This is a genomic window from Yersinia pekkanenii, from assembly GCF_001152565.1.
Classification (GTDB): domain Bacteria; phylum Pseudomonadota; class Gammaproteobacteria; order Enterobacterales; family Enterobacteriaceae; genus Yersinia; species Yersinia pekkanenii.
The window spans coordinates 1-19616 of sequence record NZ_CQAZ01000017.1 but is presented as its reverse complement, the minus strand read 5'-3'; the positions used below and the strand labels follow the sequence as shown (position 1 = coordinate 19616).

The following is a 19616-nucleotide window of genomic DNA, read 5'->3' as shown; positions in this document are numbered from 1 at the left end:
GGACACAAAACGCCATGCTATTACCTTGGCTAATTCTTATCCCCTTTATCGGCGGCTTACTGTCTTGGCAGTGTGATCGTTTCGGTACTAAAGTACCGCGTTGGATAGCGCTATTCGCGATGGGGCTGACATTGGTGCTCTCCCTGCTATTGTGGGTGCAGGGCAGCTATTCACTGGTTAATCCGGCGGGTATTCCGCAATGGCAGTCAGAGTTCATCTTGCCGTGGATCCCCCGGTTCGGGATTGAATTCCACCTGGCACTGGATGGTCTATCACTGCTGATGGTGGTGCTAACCGGCTTGCTCGGCGTGCTGGCCATCCTCTGTTCGTGGCGTGAAATTCAGCGCAACCAGGGTTTCTTCTACCTGAATCTGTTGTGGATACTGGGTGGGGTCATCGGCGTGTTCCTCGCCATCGACATGTTCCTGTTCTTCTTCTTCTGGGAAATGATGTTGGTGCCGATGTACTTCCTGATTGCCTTGTGGGGTCACAAAGCATCCGACGGTAAAACACGCATCGCGGCGGCTACCAAGTTCTTCATCTATACCCAGGCCAGCGGTCTTATCATGCTGATTGCCATTTTGGGGCTGGTGTTTGTGCACTACAACGCCACCGGGATCTGGACTTTCAACTATGAAGATTTGTTGAAAACCCCGATGTCCCACAATGTGGAATGGTTGCTGATGCTGGGCTTCTTTATCGCCTTTGCGGTAAAAATGCCAGTGGTACCGCTACACGGTTGGTTGCCGGATGCACATAGCCAGGCACCAACGGCCGGTTCTGTCGACCTGGCGGGGATCTTGTTGAAAACGGCAGCCTACGGTTTGCTGCGTTTCAGCCTACCGTTGTTCCCCAATGCCTCCCATGAGTTTGCCCCTATCGCTATGTGGTTAGGTGTCATCGGTATCTTCTACGGTGCGTGGATGGCCTTCTGCCAGACCGATATCAAACGCCTGATTGCCTACACCAGCGTATCGCACATGGGCTTTGTGTTGATTGCCATTTACACCGGCAGCCAATTGGCTTATCAGGGTGCAGTTATTCAGATGATTGCCCACGGTTTGTCCGCCGCCGGTATGTTCATCATCTGTGGCCAGTTGTACGAGCGGCTGCATACCCGTGATATGCGCCAGATGGGCGGTTTATGGAGTCGAATCAAATATTTGCCTGCGCTGTCGCTGTTCTTCGCGGTGGCAACCTTGGGGATGCCGGGTACCGGTAACTTCGTCGGTGAATTCATGATCCTGTTCGGCAGTTTCCAGGTGGTACCGGTGATCACTATCATCGCTACTTTTGGGTTGGTTTTTGCTTCGGTTTACTCGCTTATCATGATGCAACGGGCTTATTACGGTGCGCCAAAATCAGAAGAAGCGTTACCGGGTATGAGTGCAAGGGAACTGTCTATCATCCTGCTGTTGGTGGTGCTGTTAGTGTTGCTGGGGGTTTATCCACAGCCCATTCTCGACACCTCCCATGCGGCGATGAGTAATGTACAGCAGTGGTTCAATGCTTCATCTATTCCAGCTCAATCACTTATAACAACAAGGCCGTAATTCGCCATGACAATAACTCCTCAACAACTGATCGCAATGCTACCGCTGTTGATCGTCGGATTGACGGTGGTGGTTGTGATGCTGTCTATTGCGTGGCGACGCGATCACTTTATCAACGCCACCCTGACGGTCATCGGGCTTAACGTAGCGCTACTGTCACTTTACTTTGTCGGCCAGGTCGGGCCGATGGATGTCACGCCGCTGATGCGGGTTGACGGCTACTCGATGTTCTACACTGGGTTAGTGATAGTGGCCAGTCTGGCAACCAGTACCTTTGCCTATCCTTGGTTGGGCGGGTATCCAGATAACCGCGAAGAGTTCTACCTGCTGGTGCTGATTGCCACCATGGGTGGCATTCTATTGGCCAGTGCTAATCATCTGGCGTCGCTGTTCTTAGGTATTGAACTGATCTCCCTGCCGTTGTTTGGTCTGATTGGTTACGCCTATCGCCAGAAGCGCTCACTGGAAGCCAGTATCAAATACATGCTGCTGTCTGCGGCGGCATCGTCATTCCTGCTGTTCGGCATGGCGCTGTTGTATGCGGAATCCGGTAGTTTGTCTTTCGCCGGTCTGGGCAAGAGCCTGAGCGACTCCGCTATCCACCAGCCGCTGATCCTGGCCGGTCTGGGGATGATGATTGTCGGCCTCGGCTTTAAATTGTCACTGGTACCCTTCCAACTGTGGACGCCGGATGTGTATCAGGGCGCACCTGCTCCGGTATCAACCTTCCTGGCAACTGCCAGTAAAATTGCTATCTTTGCGGTAGTGATGCGCCTGTTCCTGTATGCGCCTGCTGCCGACAGTGAAGCGGTACGTCTGGTGCTGTCACTGATTGCGGTAGCATCGATTCTGTTTGGTAACCTGATGGCGATCAGCCAGACCAACATCAAGCGTCTGTTGGGTTATTCCTCTATCGCGCACCTTGGCTATTTGCTGATTGCGCTGGTGGCAGTGCAAACCCACCAGTTGGCATTGGAAACCGTCGGCGTCTATCTGGCCGGTTACCTGTTCAGCAGCTTGGGCGCGTTCGGTGTAGTCAGCCTGATGTCCAGCCCGTACAAAGGCCCGGATGCAGAGTCACTGTTCTCTTACCGTGGGTTGTTCTGGCACAAGCCTATTTTGTCTGCGGTGATGACCGTAATGATGCTATCACTGGCCGGTATCCCAATGACCTTGGGCTTTATCGGTAAGTTCTTTGTGGTGGCAATGGGTGTCAGCGCCAACCTGTGGTGGCTGACCGGTGCTGTGGTCCTGGGCAGTGCCATTGGCTTGTACTACTATCTGCGCGTGACGGTGAGCCTGTTCCTCAGCGCGCCGGAAACATTGGTACGTGATACGCCAAGCAACTGGGCATTGACTGCTGGTGGTGTGGTGGTGCTGATTTCTGCGATTCTGGTGCTGTTCCTGGGTATCTACCCGCAGCCGTTGATTTCGCTGGTGCAGTTGGCTCAACCATTGATGTAATTCATTGTTAAGTCACTCTAAAAACCCCCTGTTAGCTGAAACGCGCAGGGGGTTTTATTTTATGGGCGACGGGCAGCGCTAAAGCTTAGTTCAAGCGCACTGATGACCGCCCGCTGCACATCCGGGTGAACCACCAGCCAGATATCCACCCAATCTTGTTGCTCTGGCCAGATGCGCACCAGTTCGTCGTCATTATCAGCCAAAAAGCACGACAGTAAGCCAATCCCCGCCCCTTTACGTGCTGCAGCCCGCAACAATTGCTGAGAATTACTCTCCAGCACCACATTGGGATTTTCCAAGGTTTCACTGCACAAATCTTGCCAGTGGCGCGGCACGGATTGCTGCGGAAACAGCAGCAGTTCGTGACCACGAAAATGTTCACCCCGCAGTGGTTCGCCGTAACGGGCCAAATAATCACGGCTGGCATACAGGCCCATCTCGATAATTGCCAACCGCTTGATAACCAGCTCATTATCATCAGGGCGGACACCGCGAATTGCCAGATCGACACTGTGATAAGCAATATCAGAAATATCAATGCCAGTCAGCACCCGCAGACTAATCTCAGGATAATGCTGGTGTAGCTGCTTGAGGGCGGGCAGCACAAAGGCTTCAGCCAGGGTGTCGGTGGTGGCGATGCTCACAATACCCTGTGACCGGCTATCACTGTTGGAGGCTTTGCGACCAATACTTTGCGCGGCATTTTCCATCACCCTAACGTCAGCCAGCACCTGTTCTCCTAGCGGGAAAGTGACAGACCTGTGGCTGATGATTCTGCCCGCGCTGGGCGCGGTGCTGGGGGGCGCATTGTTATTCGCCATTGCAGGTTCTTTCAGCCTAATGTTTATGGCGCGATTATTAGCGGGGATCGGAACTGGGGCGCTGACCGGCGCAGCAAATCTGGCCTTGATTCGTTTTTGCCCGCCTGATGGCGGTAAACGCGCGGCATTGATAGCCACCTTATCTTTTACCGTCGGATTGGCGTTGGGGCCGGTATTTAGCAGTTTGTCACTGCAAGCCAATTTCCACCCGACAGTGGTGCCGTTTGTTTTAATTATTGTGATGGCTTTTGCGGCTGCGGTTCACTTCCATTCATTGCTTTTGGCGGGGATGGGCATGGTGGTGACGGGCTATACGTTCGGCTCTATCTTTGTTGGCAGTGCCGCACTGGTGAACCTGATTTCACCGAAAGCCAGTCATGCGCGTTTGTTGTCGCTGTTTTATGTCATTGCTTATACCGCCAACTGGGTGCCGGTGTTACTGGGGGTGATAATTGACCGCAGTAGTTTGTTGATGGCCACCAATATCTTATTTATTGTGGCTGCGCCAGTGTGTTTATTCTTGTCGGTCTTTATTGCCCGCGCAGATTTTCCGCGAAATTAAGGCTGTTTAAGGTTGGGGTAGGGTTAACAGTGGATGCGATGACATGGTTAATTTAAATAAAATAGAATCTTTATTGGCCGTTCCATTATTGGGAATACTCATTGTGGATAATTTTATTTAAGGTGATATTTATGAGTTTAGTGAGTTTTTTTCGTGAGGGCTATTATGCGGCCAAGGAATTGATTAATCATGATCATAACGATAAGTCTTTTTCAAAGGCAACGCCGGAATGTTTCAGTCGGCAAGAAGAGCGGGAACTTAAAGTTTTAATTGAAAAATTAAATGAAAGCTTTAAAAACGAGTCGGTCATGGAGCGACTTTCCGCGCAAAATAAAATAGATGAAATGTTAAATAAGAGTAAAGAACATCTCGACTTTTTTCTTTTTAACGTACAGAAAGATGAAAGATTATGCAGTTATCTTGTTGAAAAATCATGGTTTAATATGCATGGGTGTATATTTAAAGAACAACCTGAAATGATAGCCGAACTGGCTAGTTTCGCGATAAATAAAGTTATTAACGGAATTAATGGGAGAGTTAATGTAGTTGGTGAGAAAAAAAATCCTTCAGAGGAAGATAAAGGAAGCTATATTAGTTTTAAAGAGAGTTTATATTCACCTTTTAAACGCGATGAAAATACAGTAACAGATTTACTAAATGTCGAAATATCTAAATTGACAAGCGTAGATAAAATATTTAATACAGACTGTGCTAACAAAACCGTTGAAAATATTTCTTTAAATTTGGCTAGCTATATCAATAGCCAAGCCAGCTACCGGGTGGAGCCTGAAAAATTTAGTGGCCTGGTAATGAAGTATTATGCCTACCATGCCCAGAGTCTGAGTTTACCTTCTGCGACCGAGTTGGATGTTCTGGTTAATAGTGTCGTCAAAAAAATCGAAGATGCCAAATTATTGTTTGCTAGCAACCTGGAAAACTTGTTTGACCAGCCTGCGGGTACGCGTCATGCAATTCATATTGCCAAATTAGCGTGATATTTATCACTAAATTAATGTATGAAAAGTCATTGAGTTAGTATTTATGTGACTTTAATCGCTAAAGATCGCCTCAATTCAGGTAAGCTGCAAAACTTTCACTCCATAAACATTCTGTTTAATGCTTTTAGCGCAGGTAACATTGATGAACATTATTCTGATGATTGCCATTACCACCGGCATTCTCTCAGGTATTTGGGGTTGGGTTGCGGTCACCCTGGGGCTAATCAGCTGGGCGGGTTTCCTGGGGTGTACCGCGTACTTTGCCTGCCCGCAAGGTGGCCTGAAAGGGTTGCTGATGACGCTATTAACCTGCTTGAGCGGGGTATTCTGGGCGATGATGATTATTCAAGGCAGTGCGTTACAACCTGAATGGACCATCCTCGGCTATGTACTGACCGGGATTGTGGCGTTTCTGATGTGTATTCAGGCTTGCCAGCAGTGGTTATCCTTTGTTCCTGGCACTTTTATTGGTGCCTGCGCCACTTTTGCTGGCAATGGCCACTGGACGCTAGTCGTTATCTCACTGTTAGTTGGCGTAGTGTTTGGCTATGCGATGAAAAACAGTGGCTTGTGGCTAGCGGCGAGGCGGGAGCGCCAAGGGCGGAGTTCCTTGGAGTCGGTAGGGCAGGATTGAGTTTTATCTATATTCATTCAGGTGCTGAAGTATGGGATCATTATTTCGGTTGTCAGTCGTTCCGTGTTTACTTTACCTCTGTGTCCTCAACCGAGCAGAGGGCAGGCCGGCCCTCCGGCACCTGCGGCTGGCGTGAAATATTGCCCTGCGGGTGAAATCAACGCCATCTTTATCGCTTAAAATGGTCGTGGCAGATGCGTTTTTTCCATCGAGAGTTTCTCTTGGATCGGGTGATTGCGCGAAGTGATGGTGGCTGAAAATAAATTATTCTTATGTTTTGTCGTGTTTTTTTTAGAGGTTCTATGGCCGTAATATGGGCAAGATCGTTGAGGCTAACTCAGATAAATCAACAATTTATTAAAGATTTTTCAATATAATTGATTGGCGTGAGAAGTGTATGTTGGTATTTCCAACAAACGCATTAATGGGCTGATCCGATACTGTAACCACGCAAGTTAAATGCTCGCCAGATTAATCCTGAAAATCCCATCTTCGGCCTAAATTAATATTATGCTCACTATTTTCGACTATGCTTAAAAAATGCCCTTTTTTCACTGACGGAGAATGCATATGAACCGAGATAAAGAACAACAAACCTCGCTGGATGATGATCTAACCATGCTGACGGATACGTTGGAAGAAGTATTGCGCTCCTCGGGCAATGTTGCTGACGAAAGCTATAAGGAAATCAAAGCCCGCGCGGAGAAAGCATTAAAGGAGGTTCAGAACCGTTTGAGTGGCCGCAGTGAATGCTATATCAAACGGGCAAAAGCACTCGCGTGTTGTACCGATGATTATGTGCGTGAGAAACCTTGGTGTAGCGTGGGGATCGGTGCAACTGTCGGGCTGGTGGTGGGATTATTGATTGCCCGCCGCTGAGTCATTGAATCGAGAGTAGGGGGCTATGGCCCCTTAATTATTGATTCAAACAGTCACCTTAAATCTGGACCGACAGATAACACTTATTAAGTATATAAAAACATCAATATCAACTATTAGTGTGATAACTAACAATAACTTTTCAATCCGACTTTTCTTATTATTCACGCCCCGTATAATCCCACTCTTTCTGTTGATTTGCCGAGGTGGTCGTGAAACAACTTTCTGGTTTATTGGGCGAATTACGGCAGAAGTTACGTGCCGGTTTCCCTGACCAGGCTGGTATTCGGCAAATTATCGTGCCCGCACCGGGCCGAATCGGTAGCCAACTGTTAGAGTGGCTGGCCGCCCAATGCCATTTCCCGCAATTTTACTGGCGCCATCGCGAAGGCCATGAAGAGGCTGCAGTCTGCGGCCAAACTTGGCTCTTCACTGATATGCAGTCAGCAGATCATTTTATTCAGCAGCACCGGGATCTCAGCGGATTACGTATTTGGGGCTTGAATGCTTTTGAGCCCGTCATGGTTGACGGATACCGCAATGCTGAGCAACCGGTTCAGGCCAGTTTCTTGTTTTTGCCGCGTATTGAAATATTACGTCGTGGTGAGCAGACCTATTTAACACTTAATCTGGCCAGTGATCTATCCCTGCATCAAGATGCGTTGCGCGCGATTATCTTTATCGATCAACTAGTTGCTGCCAGGCCATTGCCTGAGTTGGATGTTTGCGTTCAACATGCCAGCCATCTGCCGGAGTATCCGCAGTGGTGTCACCTGATTCAGCGTGCGCTAGATGATATTGGGCAGCAGAAGATGGAGAAAGTGGTATTGGCACGGACTACCCGGCTCACGCTGGATAAGCCCCTCTCTTGTGGTGCCTTTATGGCCGCCAGCCGTCAGGTTAATCACCATTGTTTCCACTTTATGCTACGTTTTGATGCGCGGCGGGCGTTTCTTGGCTCCAGCCCTGAGCGCCTCTATCTGCGCCAGCAGTTGCATTTGGAAACCGAGGCGCTGGCAGGCACGGTTTCCAATGCGGAAAGCCAGCAGCAGGCGAGCGAACTGGCCGATTGGCTGATGCATGATGAAAAGAATCAGCGCGAGAACTTACTGGTGGTCGATGATATCTGCCAGCGATTGCAAGGCGGGGTGGCGGCAGTTGATGTGATGCCACCGGAAATCATTCGCCTGCGTAAAGTGCAGCACTTACGCCGCTGCATTCATGCGCAGCTCAGCCGCGTCAGCGATACCGATTGCCTGCAACGTCTACAACCGACAGCGGCAGTCGCCGGTCTGCCCCGCAATGTGGCGCGGCAGTTTATTGCAGAATATGAGCCATTTTCCCGAGGTTGGTATGCCGGTTCTGCCGGTTACCTTTCGGCAAAACAGACTGAATTTAGTGTTGCCCTGCGCTCTGCCTGGCTAGAGGAGCAACAGATCCATTTGTATGCCGGAGCCGGTATTGTGGCCGGTTCAGATGCGGAACAGGAATGGCAAGAAATTAACAATAAAGCGGCCGGGCTACGTACCTTGCTGGGAAGTCGGCAGCAAAATAATAAAATACAGTAATTAACCTCACTCATTATATGGTTGGATTGTGGCACCTAAACGGCAGGTGTAAACTGTGGTCACTTTCCTTACTTATAACCATTAATCAGTCACTCCGGGCTTTTTTGACAGGATGAAGCGCTATCCTCATGTTGATTATCGCGATCGCAGTGTCTGTTAACTGACTTTTGGGCGAACCATGTCGACAAGTGTTTTTAACCGTCGTTGGGCGGCATTGCTACTGGAAGCGTTGACCCGCCATGGCGTGCGTCATATCTGTATTGCTCCTGGATCCCGTTCGACTCCGTTAACGCTGGCGGCGGCGGCGAATCCATCGTTGATATGCCATACCCATTTTGATGAGCGCGGTCTGGGCCATTTGGCATTAGGGCTGGCGAAAGCCTCCACCGAGCCGGTGGCGGTGATTGTCACCTCCGGTACTGCGGTGGCCAATCTGTATCCGGCCTTAATTGAAGCCGGGCTGACCGGTGAACGCCTGATATTACTGACCGCTGATCGTCCGCCGGAATTGATCGATTGCGGCGCTAATCAGGCTATCCGTCAGCCAGGGCTGTTTGCCAGCTACCCCAGCGTAAGCATTAACCTGCCGCGCCCGACACCCGATATCCCCGCCAGTTGGCTGGTTTCTACCCTTGATAATGCCATGGCGCAATTGCAACACGGTGGTCTGCATATTAACTGCCCGTTCGCGGAACCCTTATATGGCGGAGATGCGCAAGCCTATGCTGACTGGTCTGCTACTTTAGGTGACTGGTGGCAGGGATGCCATCCGTGGTTGCGCCAATCCTTATCGGTGCCACAAAGTCAGCAGGCAGATTGGTTTTTCTGGCGGCAAAAGCGCGGGGTGGTGATAGCCGGACGGATGATGGCGCAAGAGGGGCAATTACTGGCCGAATGGGCAGCATCGCTGGGCTGGCCACTGATTGGTGATGTGCTATCGCAAACCGGTCAGCCGCTGCCTTGTGCTGACTTATGGTTGGGGCATCCCGCCGCTAAAAAAATCCTCGCTCAGGCACAGATTGTGCTGCAATTTGGTAGCAGCCTGACCGGAAAACGCCTGTTGCAATGGCAGGCTGAATGTCAGCCGCAAGAGTATTGGTTAGTCGATAAGATACCGGGCCGTCTTGATCCGGCCAATCATCGTGGCCGTAGAATCATTTCACCGGTGGATGAGTGGTTGGCGCAGCATCCGGCTCAACCTCGCACGCCGTGGGCCAGTGAGCTGACCGTATGGGCAGAGAGTGCACAAACCCATGTTGCTGAAACACTGAATGAGCAATTCAGCGAAGCGGCAGTAGCGCATCATCTGGCGACATTATTGCCGGATAATGGTCAGTTGTTTGTCGGTAACAGCTTAATTGTTCGTCTGATTGATGCGTTAGGTCAACTGCCAGCCGGTTATCCGGTTTACAGTAACCGTGGGGCCAGTGGTATTGATGGTTTGTTATCAACTGCGGCGGGTGTTCAGCGTGCCACCGCCAAGCCGACGCTGGCGATTGTCGGTGATTTGTCTGCCTTGTATGATCTCAATGCGCTGACACTGTTGCGCCAAAGTTCAGCCCCCATGGTGTTGCTGATAGTGAACAATAATGGCGGACAGATTTTCTCTCTACTCCCCACACCAGAAGCTGATCGCCAACGCTTCTATTGCATGCCGCAAGATGTCAGTTTTGAGCACGCGGCCGCCATGTTTAGTTTGGATTATGCCCGGCCAGATAGCGGGTCTGAGCTACAACAACGGGTGGCGCAATGCTGGTTGCAGGGGGGCGTTACACTGATTGAAATACAGGTGCCGCCGAGTCAGGGGGCGGAAACATTACAACAATTGGCACAACAGGTGGCGCAATTATGACGCTGGCTTGCCGCAAACTCGGTTCTCACCTGCCATCTTCCACGCAGCAACATACCGGGCCGTGGGTGGTGTGGTTGCACGGTTTATTGGGTAGTGGCCAGGACTGGCAGCCGGTGGCCGAGTTGTGTGGTGACATGCCCTCATTGCTGGTAGATCTGCCGGGCCACGGTGAGTCGCTCTCTCAGACCACCCACAGTTTTGCTGATATCAGCCACCAGCTTACACAAACATTGCAGGCTAACGGCATTCGTCAATATTGGCTGGCAGGCTATTCTTTAGGCGGCAGGATCGCGATGTACCACGCCTGCTATGGTAGCCATCACGGCTTACAGGGGCTGATTGTGGAAGGGGGTAACCTCGGTTTGGCAAGCAATGAATTGCGTCAAGCCCGGTTACAACATGACCACCAGTGGGCACAGCGTTTTCGCCTCGAGCCTTTGCCACAGGTGCTGGCTGACTGGTATCAGCAGGCGGTGTTTGCTGATTTAGATAGGCAGCAACGTAAGCAATTGGTGTCATTACGTGCCAATAATCACGGCCCGGCAGTGGCGGATATGCTTGAAGCAACCTCACTTGGGCATCAGCCTTGGCTGCTTCCAGCCCTGCAACGGCTCACGGTGCCATACACTTATTTGTGTGGCGATCGTGACCATAAATTCCAGCAATTAGCTGAACAATACCAGTTGCCATTACGTATTCTGGCCCGCGCCGGACACAATGCTCATCGGGCCAATCCCGGTGCTTTTGCTGCGCAGGTGCAGTCATTTTTATCACAGTCCTCATTGTTAACACTCTCCCGTTAAAGGAATGCTTATTATGCTTTATCCGAGCGAAGAACAACTGTACGCCACCATCGACTGGCAGGATTGCTCCGCCGGGTTTGAAGATATTCGCTATCACAAATCCAGCGATGGTATTGCCAAGATAACCATTAACCGCCCACAGGTGCGTAACGCATTCCGTCCGTTAACGGTTAAAGAGATGATTCAGGCGCTGGCCGATGCTCGCTATGATGACAACATTGGCGTGATCATTTTGACCGGCGAAGGCGACAAAGCGTTCTGTTCCGGTGGTGATCAGAAAGTCCGTGGCGACTACGGTGGTTATAAAGATACCAGCGGCGTTCATCATCTGAACGTGCTGGATTTTCAGCGCCAGATCCGTACCTGCCCGAAACCGGTGGTAGCAATGGTAGCCGGTTATTCTATTGGCGGCGGCCATGTATTGCATATGATGTGTGATCTCACCGTCGCGGCAGATAATGCCATTTTCGGCCAGACCGGGCCAAAAGTCGGTTCATTCGATGGTGGCTGGGGTGCTGCCTATATGGCGCGTATTGTCGGTCAGAAAAAAGCGCGCGAAATCTGGTTCCTGTGCCGCCAATATGATGCCAAACAAGCATTGGATATGGGGCTGGTCAATACCGTGGTGCCCATCGCTGAGTTGGAACGCGAAACTGTGCGCTGGTGCCGTGAAATGCTGCAGAACAGCCCAATGGCACTGCGCTGCTTGAAAGCGGCGCTTAACGCGGACTGTGATGGGCAGGCAGGCTTACAAGAGTTGGCCGGGAACGCCACCATGCTGTTTTATATGACCGACGAAGGTCAGGAAGGGCGTAACGCATTCAATGAGAAACGCCAGCCGGACTTCAGCAAATTTAAGCGTAATCCGTAATGCGCGCGGCCACGCTTTACCGCTATAGCATCCCGATGGAAGCCGGGGTGATACTGCGTCATCAGCGGCTGAAAAGCCGCGATGGGCTGTTGGTTAAGTTACAACAAGGCGAACTGACCGGTTGGGGGGAAATTGCGCCCTTACCGGAGTTTAGCCAGGAAACCCTGACAGAAGCGCAGGTTGTGGCCCAAAATTGGCTGCAAAACTGGGTGGGCGGTGCGGAACCTGAGATTGATGCGCTGCCTTCAGTGGCTTTTGGTCTCAGTTGTGCTCTGGCGGAACTCGATAGCCGGTTGCCACTGGCGGCGGATTATCGCAAAGCCCCGTTGTGTAGCGGTGATCCCGATGAGCTATTTGCCGTGCTACAGGCTCTTCCCGGCGAGAAGGTCGCCAAGGTAAAAGTGGGGCTGTATGAAGCAGTGCGTGACGGCATGATTGTTAATGTGCTGCTGGAGGCCTTGCCCGACCTGACATTACGGCTGGATGCCAATCGCAGTTGGACACGGGCGAAAGCCGACGGATTTGCCCGGTATGTTAATCCTGAACTGCGCTCACGTATCGCGTTTCTGGAAGAACCCTGCCAAACCCGCGCTGAATCACGCGAGTTTGCCCGTGACACGGGTATCGCCATCGCCTGGGATGAAAGTGTGCGCGAGGCTGATTTTCGGGTTGAAGCCGAACCGGGTGTGGCGGCGATTGTTATCAAGCCGACGCTGGTGGGCAGCATTGCGCGTTGCCAACAGCTAGTGCAGCAAGCGCATCAGGTGGGACTGGTGGCAGTTATCAGCTCCAGTATCGAATCGAGTTTGGGTTTAACTCAATTGGCACGGCTGGCACATTGGTTAACACCGGCGACAGTTCCGGGACTGGATACGCTGAACCTGATGCAAGCGCAACTGGTGCGTCAATGGCCGGAGAGTCAGTTGCCGTTAATAACGGTGGATCAACTGGACGTGCTATGGCGCAGTTGAATCATTGCCCTTGGAAAAACGCTTCTCCCTGGCACCACTGGGCTAATCTGCGGCCCCACGCGATAGCCATTCGCTCGGGTTCGCAACTGATCAGTTGGCAGCAATTGGTCGCCGATATTGATAGCCTGGCATCAGGTTTTCAACAGCAGGGGGTGGTTGCTGGCAGCGGCGTGGTGCTGCGCGGTAAAAACAGTTATTCACTGCTATTGGCTTATTTGGCGGCATTACAGTGTTCCGCGCGTGTTTTGCCGTTAAATCCTCAATTGCCTGATGCGTTGCTGACACAACTCTTACCGCCGCTAGATATCGATTTTATGTTGAATCTGGCAGATCCACTTCCGGCATCATTTTCACTGACGCCACTTGAGGTCCGCCGCGTTAATCCACCGGTGCTGAGTCAAGAGTGGGATAGCCAACGGCTGGCGACCATGACATTAACCTCCGGCTCATCGGGTTTACCCAAGGCAGCAGTGCATACATTGGCGGCTCATTTGGCCAGTGCGGATGGCGTATTGCAGTTGATGCATTTCACCGCGACTGACAGTTGGTTGCTGTCGTTACCGCTATTTCATGTTTCGGGGCAGGGCATTGTTTGGCGCTGGTTAAGTGCCGGAGCAATATTGGTGGTGCAACATGGGATCTCGTTGTCTGATGCGCTGGCCGGATGTAGCCACGCATCATTGGTGCCAACCCAACTGTGGCGTTTGCTGGCGAATTCTGACACTCACTTAACGCTGAAAGAAGTGCTGCTGGGGGGCGCGACTATCCCAACGGCATTGACCGAGCAAGCCGAGGCCCGTGGTATCCGCTGTTGGTGTGGCTATGGTCTGACGGAATTAGCGTCCACCGTGTGCGCCAAACGCGCTGATGGTTTACCCGGTGTTGGTGTGGCGCTGGCTGGGCGTGAGGTGAAACTGGTTGAAGATGAAGTGTGGGTGAAAGCAGATTGCCTTGCGGCAGGGTATTGGCAACAGGGTAAGTTACGGCCGATAACTGACCATGAGGGTTGGTTCCATACCCGTGATCGTGCGGTATGGCAGCAAGGTGAGTTACGTATTATTGGGCGACTGGATAACCTGTTTTTCAGTGGTGGTGAGGGGATTCAGCCGGAAGATATTGAGCGAGTTTTGTTGCAGTATCCGGGGGTGCAGCAGGCTTTTGTTATCCCTGTTGCTGACCGTGAGTTCGGTCACCGACCCGTCGCGGTGATAGATGCCGCCGATGATGTGGATGACATGAGTTTGTCGGATTGGTTAGCGCCGCAATTGGCGGTGTTCCAGCGCCCAGTGGTTTTTTACCGCTTACCGGGGGAGCTTAAGCTGGGAGGGATTAAGGTGTCACGGCGGGATGTATTTGATTTTATTGTTAATTTATAGCCAATTGATGTTCGGTTCGGTTGCTTTAACAACCGAACCCAATCACTAATAGTGATAAAAAACGCTAATTTAATCCAAGAGCCTGCTTCACCCCATTGCCATAATCTGGGTGAACCTGTGTAAACAACGCTATCTGGCGGTGTTGGATCTCTTCCGGAACGTGTGATAGCTCACCGGCAATGCGGGTAAACATCCGCTGATGTTCTTCTTTACTGAGCAAATTAAACAGCGCCCGTGGCTGTGAGAAGTAATCAGTATCTTCGCGGTGATCCCAGTGGCCAGCGGCACCTTCCAGCGTCAACGGCGGTTCACTGAAATCAGGTTGCTCCTGGAACAAACCAAAACTGTTCGGTTCGTAAGTCGCGGTATTGCCACTGTTACCATCGACCCGCATTGCACCGTCACGATGGTAATTGTGGAACGGACATTTGGCACCGTTCACCGGGATCTGATGATGGTTCACACCTAAACGATAGCGTGCAGCATCACCGTAAGAGAAAAGGCGGCCTTGCAGCATACGGTCAGGTGAGAAACTGACACCCGGTACCACGTTGGCTGGGTTGAATGCCACTTGCTCAACTTCGGCAAAATAGTTTTCTGGATTACGGTTCAGTTCGAAGAAACCGACATCGATCAGGGGATAATCACCGTGCGGCCATACTTTGGTCAGGTCGAACGGGTTATACGGAGTTTGTGATGCTTCATGTTCTGGCATCACCTGAATTTGCAGATTCCAGAGCGGGTAGTCTTTGCGCTCAATGGCTTCATACAGATCACGTTGAGAGCTTTCGCGATCGGTGCCGATCAGTTTTTCAGCCTCGTCATCCATAAGGTTTTCAATGCCTTGTTGGCAGCGGAAGTGGAATTTAACCCAAAAACGCTCATTATTGGCATTGATAAAACTAAAGGTATGGCTGCCGAACCCGTGCATATGGCGATAAGATTTTGGCAGGCCACGGTCACTGAAATCGATAGTGAGCTGGTGCAGAGATTCGGGCAGTTGGGAGAAAAAGTCCCATTTATACGTTGGGTTACGCAGATTTGTGCGAGGGTCGCGTTTGACAACGTGGTTGAGATCGGGGAATTTCAATGGGTCACGTAAATAGAATACCGGTGTATCGTTACCCACTAAATCCCAGTTACCTTCTTCGGTGTAATATTTCATGGCAAAGCCACGGATATCACGTTCAGCATCAGCAGCACCACGCTCGCCGGCCACCGTTGAGAATCGGACAAACATTTCGGTTTGTTTACCTATCTCAGCAAAAATTTTTGCTCGGGTAAATTGGCTAATATCGTGGGTCACGGTAAAGGTACCGTAGGCACCGGAGCCTTTAGCATGCATACGGCGCTCAGGGATCACTTCACGATCAAAATGAGCCAGTTTTTCCAGCAACCACACATCTTGCAGTAACATTGGGCCACGTCGGCCCGCCGTAACGACATTATTATTATCAACAACGGGTGCGCCCGCTGCGGTCGTTAATCCTTTCTTTTTGCTCATTATTTTCTCCAGTATCGCGGTTGAACTGATTGCTTTCTCGGGTACTTTAAAGCATTACATCGCGCCAAAATCCTAATTGACAAGATAATAATTTAAACAACAACAAGAGGTTATTCTTTGATCTCCACACTAGTTGTAGCCTTATTGGTCGTATTCAGCAAATAGGTAAACCTTATCGTTATCATTGCTCACATAGGGCATTTCAATCGTATGGTGATTTACAATCATTTGAAATATTGTGCTATTTAATCGGTTTTACGTATGTTTATGGTGTTTTTTTCGGTTAAACTCAGGCAGGAAAAACCTGTCAGCCGGAGTTTGCTTATGGGTGACATCACGAATAACGAGAGAAAAATATGAATAAGCATTTAATCGCGTGTGCAGCTAGCCTGCTGTTTGTGGCAGGTTCAGCCAGTGCGGTGAGTTTTAATGGTGAAGTCGGCAGTGATTACACCAATTTAGGTTTTGGCTTGGGTACTAACACCGGCGGGCTGGCTATCAGTGGTAACTGGACGCGCAGTGATCACGATGGTGACGTTTATGGGCTGGGCTTGGGCTTCAATCTACCGCTAGGACCGATGATGGCAACGGTAGGCGGCAAAGGCATCTATATGTCACCAGAGGATGGTAGCAGTGGTGGCGCGGTGGCTATTGGCGGTGGGTTAACTTACCCCATCAACAAATCGTTCACCCTGTACGGTGAAGGTTATTTTGCCCCTGAAGAGCTGACCAGCGGGATGAAATCCTACAGTGAAGCCAACGGTGGCCTGCGCTGGAATGTATTCCGCCCATTAACTGTTGATGTCGGTTATCGCTATATCAATATGGAAGGCAAAGAAGGTCATCGGGATAACCGTGTGGCCGACGGCGTGTATATCGGTGCCGGTTTAGCATTTTAATTTAATACTATTTTCTATAAAAAAGGGCGCATTTCTGTGAAGATATGCGCCCTTTTACTGGTGGATTAGATTAGCCGACGGCAGGTAATGCGCCGGTGACAATCCCCACCTGAATGCCGATCACCATCACTCCGCAGGCAAATACCGCCGCCAGTGCTGGTTTCCCGCCCCAAACCCGATAACTTCCCTGATGAATTTTACGTGCTTTCCACACCAGCATGGCAGGCAGAATCAAAGCCAAAACCGACAAGGCTACTGCGGCAAAACCTAGCGCCATAATAAAGCCACGTGGGTAAAACAGCGCAAACAGTAGTGGCAGTGTAAAGGTGATTAACCCGGTTTGCAGACGGCCACGGACTGAATTACGGCGTTTAAAAAGATCAGCCAAATAATCGAACAACCCTAACGCCACCCCGAGGAATGACGTTGCCAGCGCTAAATCGGCAAACAAGTGAACCGACAGCTCAACATGTGGCGACGCCACCACATCACGCACCGCTTGCAGTAAACCGTTCAGCCCGGCTTGCTGTGCCAGAATGCCCATAAAGGTATGGGACGAGATCGCCCCAAGCGTGGTCAACTGCCAGAAGATATAAGCAATTAGCGGGATAGCACTGCCGATAATAAACACCCAGCGCAGCTTACGAATGTTGCCACCCATATAATTGACAATACTTGGCACGCTGCCATGGAAGCCAAATGAGGTGAAAATCACCGGAATAGCGGAAAGCGCCAACCCTTGTTCCAGTGGCAATGTCAGTAAGTTGGTTTTTTCGATATGCGGCATCATCAGTGCCAGCATCACAACCAAAAAGATGATTTTGGCGCTGAATAAGATGCGATTGAATAGATCGACTGAATGGGTACCGATACAGACCACGCCACCGGCCACCAACGTGAACAGCAACACCCCAAGCGAGGTCGGAAACGATTGTTGCGTCCATTGGCTGATACTGGTTGCCAGTAACTCACCGGCGCCGCTGATATAGGCGGCAGTTAATGCGTACATCAAAAACATCATACTGAAACCAGTCAGCCATTGCCCCCGATTGCCGAGATAGCGTTTTGCCAGGGTGCCAAGCCCGGTATCGGCTGCTTCATACTGATAAACTTCCACCAGCAGTAATGCGGTATAACACATTAATATCCATAAAGAAATTAATAAAATCAGTGTGACGCCGAAGCCCACTCCCGCGGCGGCCAGTGGCATAGCCAACATACCTGCACCAATCGTGGTGCCGGCAACGATAAAGATACTGCCCAGAGTGCGATTCTTCACGCTTTCCTCTACTGGATGACAATTTGTTAGCATTATAAAGCGCAGCAGAGTAGAGGATTAGCTCGTTTGTGTCAAATCGACGTTACGGGTTATGTAAACTTATCATTACGATTATGAAGGTATTGAACAATAGGCTTTTATCGGGGTTATTTATCCTGATGATGGATAACCGTTGTGTTTCTGCAGTGAGGTTCATAAAGTAAATGTATAAGCGCCAACGGAGAAGAAAATGATCAGAGTTGAGATGTTGAGTACCGGAGACGAAGTGCTACATGGGCAGATTATCGATACCAATGCGGCCTGGTTGGCCGATTATTTATTTAATCAGGGTTTGCCGATCAGCAGCAGGGAAACTGTTGGTGACTCACTCTCGGCTCTTATCGAGGTGCTAACAGAGCGTAGCCGGGTCGCTGATGTGTTGATTGTGAATGGGGGCCTGGGGCCAACCAGTGATGATCTGAGTGCATTGGCGGCGGCGCGTGCGGCAGGGACGGAGTTGATTGAGCACCCGGAGTGGATTGCGCGTATGGAGGCTTTCTTCAATGAGCGCGGCCGGGTGATGTCATCGACCAACCGTAAGCAAGCCCATATTCCCGCAAATGCAGAAATGCTGGATAACCCCGTTGGCACGGCATGTGGTTTTGCGCTACGTCTGAATAAATGTTTGATGTTTTTCACGCCCGGTGTGCCGTCAGAATTTAAAGTGATGGTAGAACAGCAGATCATGCCACGTTTACGTCAACATTTTGAGGTGGCTGAGCCGCCATTGTGTTTGCGTATGACCACCTTTGGCCGTTCAGAAAGTGATTTGGCGCAAGAGCTGGACCCGCTGTTACTGCCTGACGGTGTGGTGTTAGGCTATCGTTCATCCGCGCCGATTATTGAATTGAAGCTAACCGGACCGGCCTCGCAACGTTCGGCGATGGAACAGGTATGGCAGCAGGTAAGACAGGTGGCTGGCGATAGCACGATATTCGAAGGCACTCAGGGATTACCGGCACTGCTGGCGGAACAATTGACCCAACGTGGGCTGCTGCTGGCCGTCAGTGAGCAATTTACTGCCGGGCTGATGCATTGGCAGTTGCAGAGTGCTGCTGCACCGCTGGTGGGTGGTGAGTTGTTACCGGCTCATTGTCAGGAACCCTTAGCTGAGGTAGCCAGCCGTGCACAATCATTATCCATGCTGTGTGGCGCGCAGATAGTATTAGCCGTGAGTGCGATGCAAAACGATTGCTTGAGTGTGGCGTTACATACACCCAATGGAGTATTTGCTCAGACAGTACGCTATCAGGCCAGCCGTCATGGCTTGCGGATACGGCAGGAGAGCAGCGCTATGCTGGCTTTAGATATGCTACGCCGTTGGCTTAAAGATAGCCCAGTATGTGGTCAACATGGTTGGCTGGACGTGATTGAAATTTTGTCGTTAATCGATAACTCTCAATAATAATATAAAGGCGCGAAATAGTAGCGCCTTTTTTATAGTCTTTTATGCTGCTAATAAATATATTCTCTTAATTATTTATATAATTCTAGTAAAGGTTTGGTGGGGTATTTAGTTACTGCTTATTTCTTGCTTTGTTTT

General features: G+C 50.6%; 15 protein-coding genes and 2 pseudogenes. 14 read left to right on the top strand and 3 right to left on the bottom strand.

The window, feature by feature from the left end:
- Positions 1-14: 14 nt before the first annotated feature.
- Both nuoM and nuoN read left to right on the top strand, forming a co-directional pair.
- Complete coding sequence (nuoM, locus tag AEP37_RS26090) at positions 15-1553, top strand: NADH-quinone oxidoreductase subunit M (protein WP_049613029.1); 1539 nt, start codon at positions 15-17, stop codon at positions 1551-1553.
- A gap of 6 nt (positions 1554-1559) precedes the next feature.
- Positions 1560-3017, top strand: coding sequence for an NADH-quinone oxidoreductase subunit NuoN (nuoN, locus tag AEP37_RS10335; RefSeq protein WP_049613027.1), 1458 nt, complete (start codon positions 1560-1562; stop codon positions 3015-3017).
- A 59-nt stretch (positions 3018-3076) separates the two neighbouring features.
- Here the strand turns inward: nuoN and AEP37_RS10330 are convergent.
- Positions 3077-3763 (bottom strand): annotated as a pseudogene (locus tag AEP37_RS10330) (LysR substrate-binding domain-containing protein); the annotation flags it as partial.
- Here AEP37_RS10330 and AEP37_RS10325 point away from each other — a divergent pair.
- From AEP37_RS10325 to menE, 10 genes and pseudogenes are all read left to right on the top strand, one after another.
- A pseudogene (locus AEP37_RS10325) lies at positions 3759-4400 on the top strand (MFS transporter); the annotation flags it as partial. The pseudogenes AEP37_RS10330 and AEP37_RS10325 overlap by 5 nt on opposite strands.
- A gap of 131 nt (positions 4401-4531) precedes the next feature.
- Positions 4532-5395: a hypothetical protein gene (locus AEP37_RS24270; protein WP_050691893.1), complete on the top strand. Its 864-nt coding sequence runs from the start codon at positions 4532-4534 to the stop codon at positions 5393-5395.
- A 145-nt stretch (positions 5396-5540) separates the two neighbouring features.
- Complete coding sequence (locus AEP37_RS10315; protein ID WP_049613024.1) at positions 5541-6032, top strand: DUF1097 domain-containing protein; 492 nt, start codon at positions 5541-5543, stop codon at positions 6030-6032.
- Between the two features lie 570 nt (positions 6033-6602).
- Positions 6603-6911 (top strand): DUF883 domain-containing protein, encoded by a 309-nt coding sequence (locus AEP37_RS10310; protein ID WP_049613022.1) that lies wholly within the window; start codon positions 6603-6605, stop codon positions 6909-6911.
- Positions 6912-7123: 212 nt separating this feature from the next.
- The gene (gene menF, locus AEP37_RS10305) at positions 7124-8479 is read left to right on the top strand and encodes an isochorismate synthase MenF (RefSeq protein ID WP_049613020.1); all 1356 of its coding nucleotides are present in this window, start codon (positions 7124-7126) and stop codon (positions 8477-8479) included.
- A 178-nt stretch (positions 8480-8657) separates the two neighbouring features.
- A complete protein-coding gene (menD, locus tag AEP37_RS10300; RefSeq protein ID WP_049613018.1) occupies positions 8658-10331 on the top strand; it encodes a 2-succinyl-5-enolpyruvyl-6-hydroxy-3-cyclohexene-1-carboxylic-acid synthase in 1674 nt (557 codons plus the stop codon).
- Positions 10325-11134, top strand: coding sequence for a 2-succinyl-6-hydroxy-2,4-cyclohexadiene-1-carboxylate synthase (gene menH / locus AEP37_RS10295; protein WP_082170762.1), 810 nt, complete (start codon positions 10325-10327; stop codon positions 11132-11134). The genes menD and menH overlap by 7 nt, the downstream gene beginning before the upstream one ends.
- 13 nt (positions 11135-11147) lie before the next feature.
- Positions 11148-12005 carry a 1,4-dihydroxy-2-naphthoyl-CoA synthase gene (gene menB, locus AEP37_RS10290; protein ID WP_049613015.1) on the top strand — a complete coding sequence of 286 codons (858 nt, stop codon included), beginning with the start codon at positions 11148-11150 and terminating at the stop codon, positions 12003-12005.
- The gene (gene menC / locus AEP37_RS10285) at positions 12005-12976 is read left to right on the top strand and encodes an o-succinylbenzoate synthase (protein WP_049613013.1); all 972 of its coding nucleotides are present in this window, start codon (positions 12005-12007) and stop codon (positions 12974-12976) included. The genes menB and menC overlap by 1 nt, the downstream gene beginning before the upstream one ends.
- Positions 12964-14352 (top strand): o-succinylbenzoate--CoA ligase, encoded by a 1389-nt coding sequence (gene menE / locus AEP37_RS10280; protein WP_049613011.1) that lies wholly within the window; start codon positions 12964-12966, stop codon positions 14350-14352. Before menC ends, menE begins: the two co-directional genes overlap by 13 nt.
- Positions 14353-14416: 64 nt before the next feature.
- On the opposite strand, the gene AEP37_RS10275 is transcribed toward menE, so the two are convergent.
- The gene (locus AEP37_RS10275) at positions 14417-15856 is read right to left on the bottom strand and encodes a catalase (RefSeq protein ID WP_049613009.1); all 1440 of its coding nucleotides are present in this window, start codon (positions 15854-15856) and stop codon (positions 14417-14419) included.
- Positions 15857-16212: 356 nt separating this feature from the next.
- On the opposite strand from AEP37_RS10275, the gene AEP37_RS10270 reads away from it, so the two are divergent.
- Complete coding sequence (locus AEP37_RS10270; protein ID WP_049613007.1) at positions 16213-16755, top strand: YfaZ family protein; 543 nt, start codon at positions 16213-16215, stop codon at positions 16753-16755.
- Between the two features lie 70 nt (positions 16756-16825).
- Here the strand turns inward: AEP37_RS10270 and tyrP are convergent, their stop codons facing one another.
- On the bottom strand, positions 16826-18034 hold the full coding sequence (gene tyrP, locus AEP37_RS10265; RefSeq protein WP_049613004.1) for a tyrosine transporter TyrP: 1209 nt from the start codon (positions 18032-18034) through the stop codon (positions 16826-16828).
- A gap of 229 nt (positions 18035-18263) precedes the next feature.
- Between tyrP and AEP37_RS10260 the strand changes: the two genes are divergently transcribed.
- On the top strand, positions 18264-19478 hold the full coding sequence (locus tag AEP37_RS10260) for a nicotinamide mononucleotide deamidase-related protein YfaY (RefSeq protein WP_049613002.1): 1215 nt from the start codon (positions 18264-18266) through the stop codon (positions 19476-19478).
- Positions 19479-19616 lie beyond the last annotated feature (138 nt).

Excerpts from the sequence above, each read along its gene's own strand:
- menD (WP_049613018.1), top strand. The coding sequence starts at position 8,658 with ATGTCGACAAGTGTTTTTAACCGTCGTTGGGCGGCATTGCTACTGGAA.
- AEP37_RS10275 (WP_049613009.1), bottom strand. The coding sequence starts at position 15,856 with ATGAGCAAAAAGAAAGGATTAACGACCGCAGCGGGCGCACCCGTTGTT.
- nuoM (WP_049613029.1), top strand. The coding sequence starts at position 15 with ATGCTATTACCTTGGCTAATTCTTATCCCCTTTATCGGCGGCTTACTG.
- menE (WP_049613011.1), top strand. The coding sequence starts at position 12,964 with ATGGCGCAGTTGAATCATTGCCCTTGGAAAAACGCTTCTCCCTGGCAC.
- AEP37_RS10260 (WP_049613002.1), top strand. The coding sequence starts at position 18,264 with ATGATCAGAGTTGAGATGTTGAGTACCGGAGACGAAGTGCTACATGGG.
- AEP37_RS10310 (WP_049613022.1), top strand. The coding sequence starts at position 6,603 with ATGAACCGAGATAAAGAACAACAAACCTCGCTGGATGATGATCTAACC.
- AEP37_RS24270 (WP_050691893.1), top strand. The coding sequence starts at position 4,532 with ATGAGTTTAGTGAGTTTTTTTCGTGAGGGCTATTATGCGGCCAAGGAA.
- AEP37_RS10315 (WP_049613024.1), top strand. The coding sequence starts at position 5,541 with ATGAACATTATTCTGATGATTGCCATTACCACCGGCATTCTCTCAGGT.
- AEP37_RS10270 (WP_049613007.1), top strand. The coding sequence starts at position 16,213 with ATGAATAAGCATTTAATCGCGTGTGCAGCTAGCCTGCTGTTTGTGGCA.
- nuoN (WP_049613027.1), top strand. The coding sequence starts at position 1,560 with ATGACAATAACTCCTCAACAACTGATCGCAATGCTACCGCTGTTGATC.
- menB (WP_049613015.1), top strand. The coding sequence starts at position 11,148 with ATGCTTTATCCGAGCGAAGAACAACTGTACGCCACCATCGACTGGCAG.
- menC (WP_049613013.1), top strand. The coding sequence starts at position 12,005 with ATGCGCGCGGCCACGCTTTACCGCTATAGCATCCCGATGGAAGCCGGG.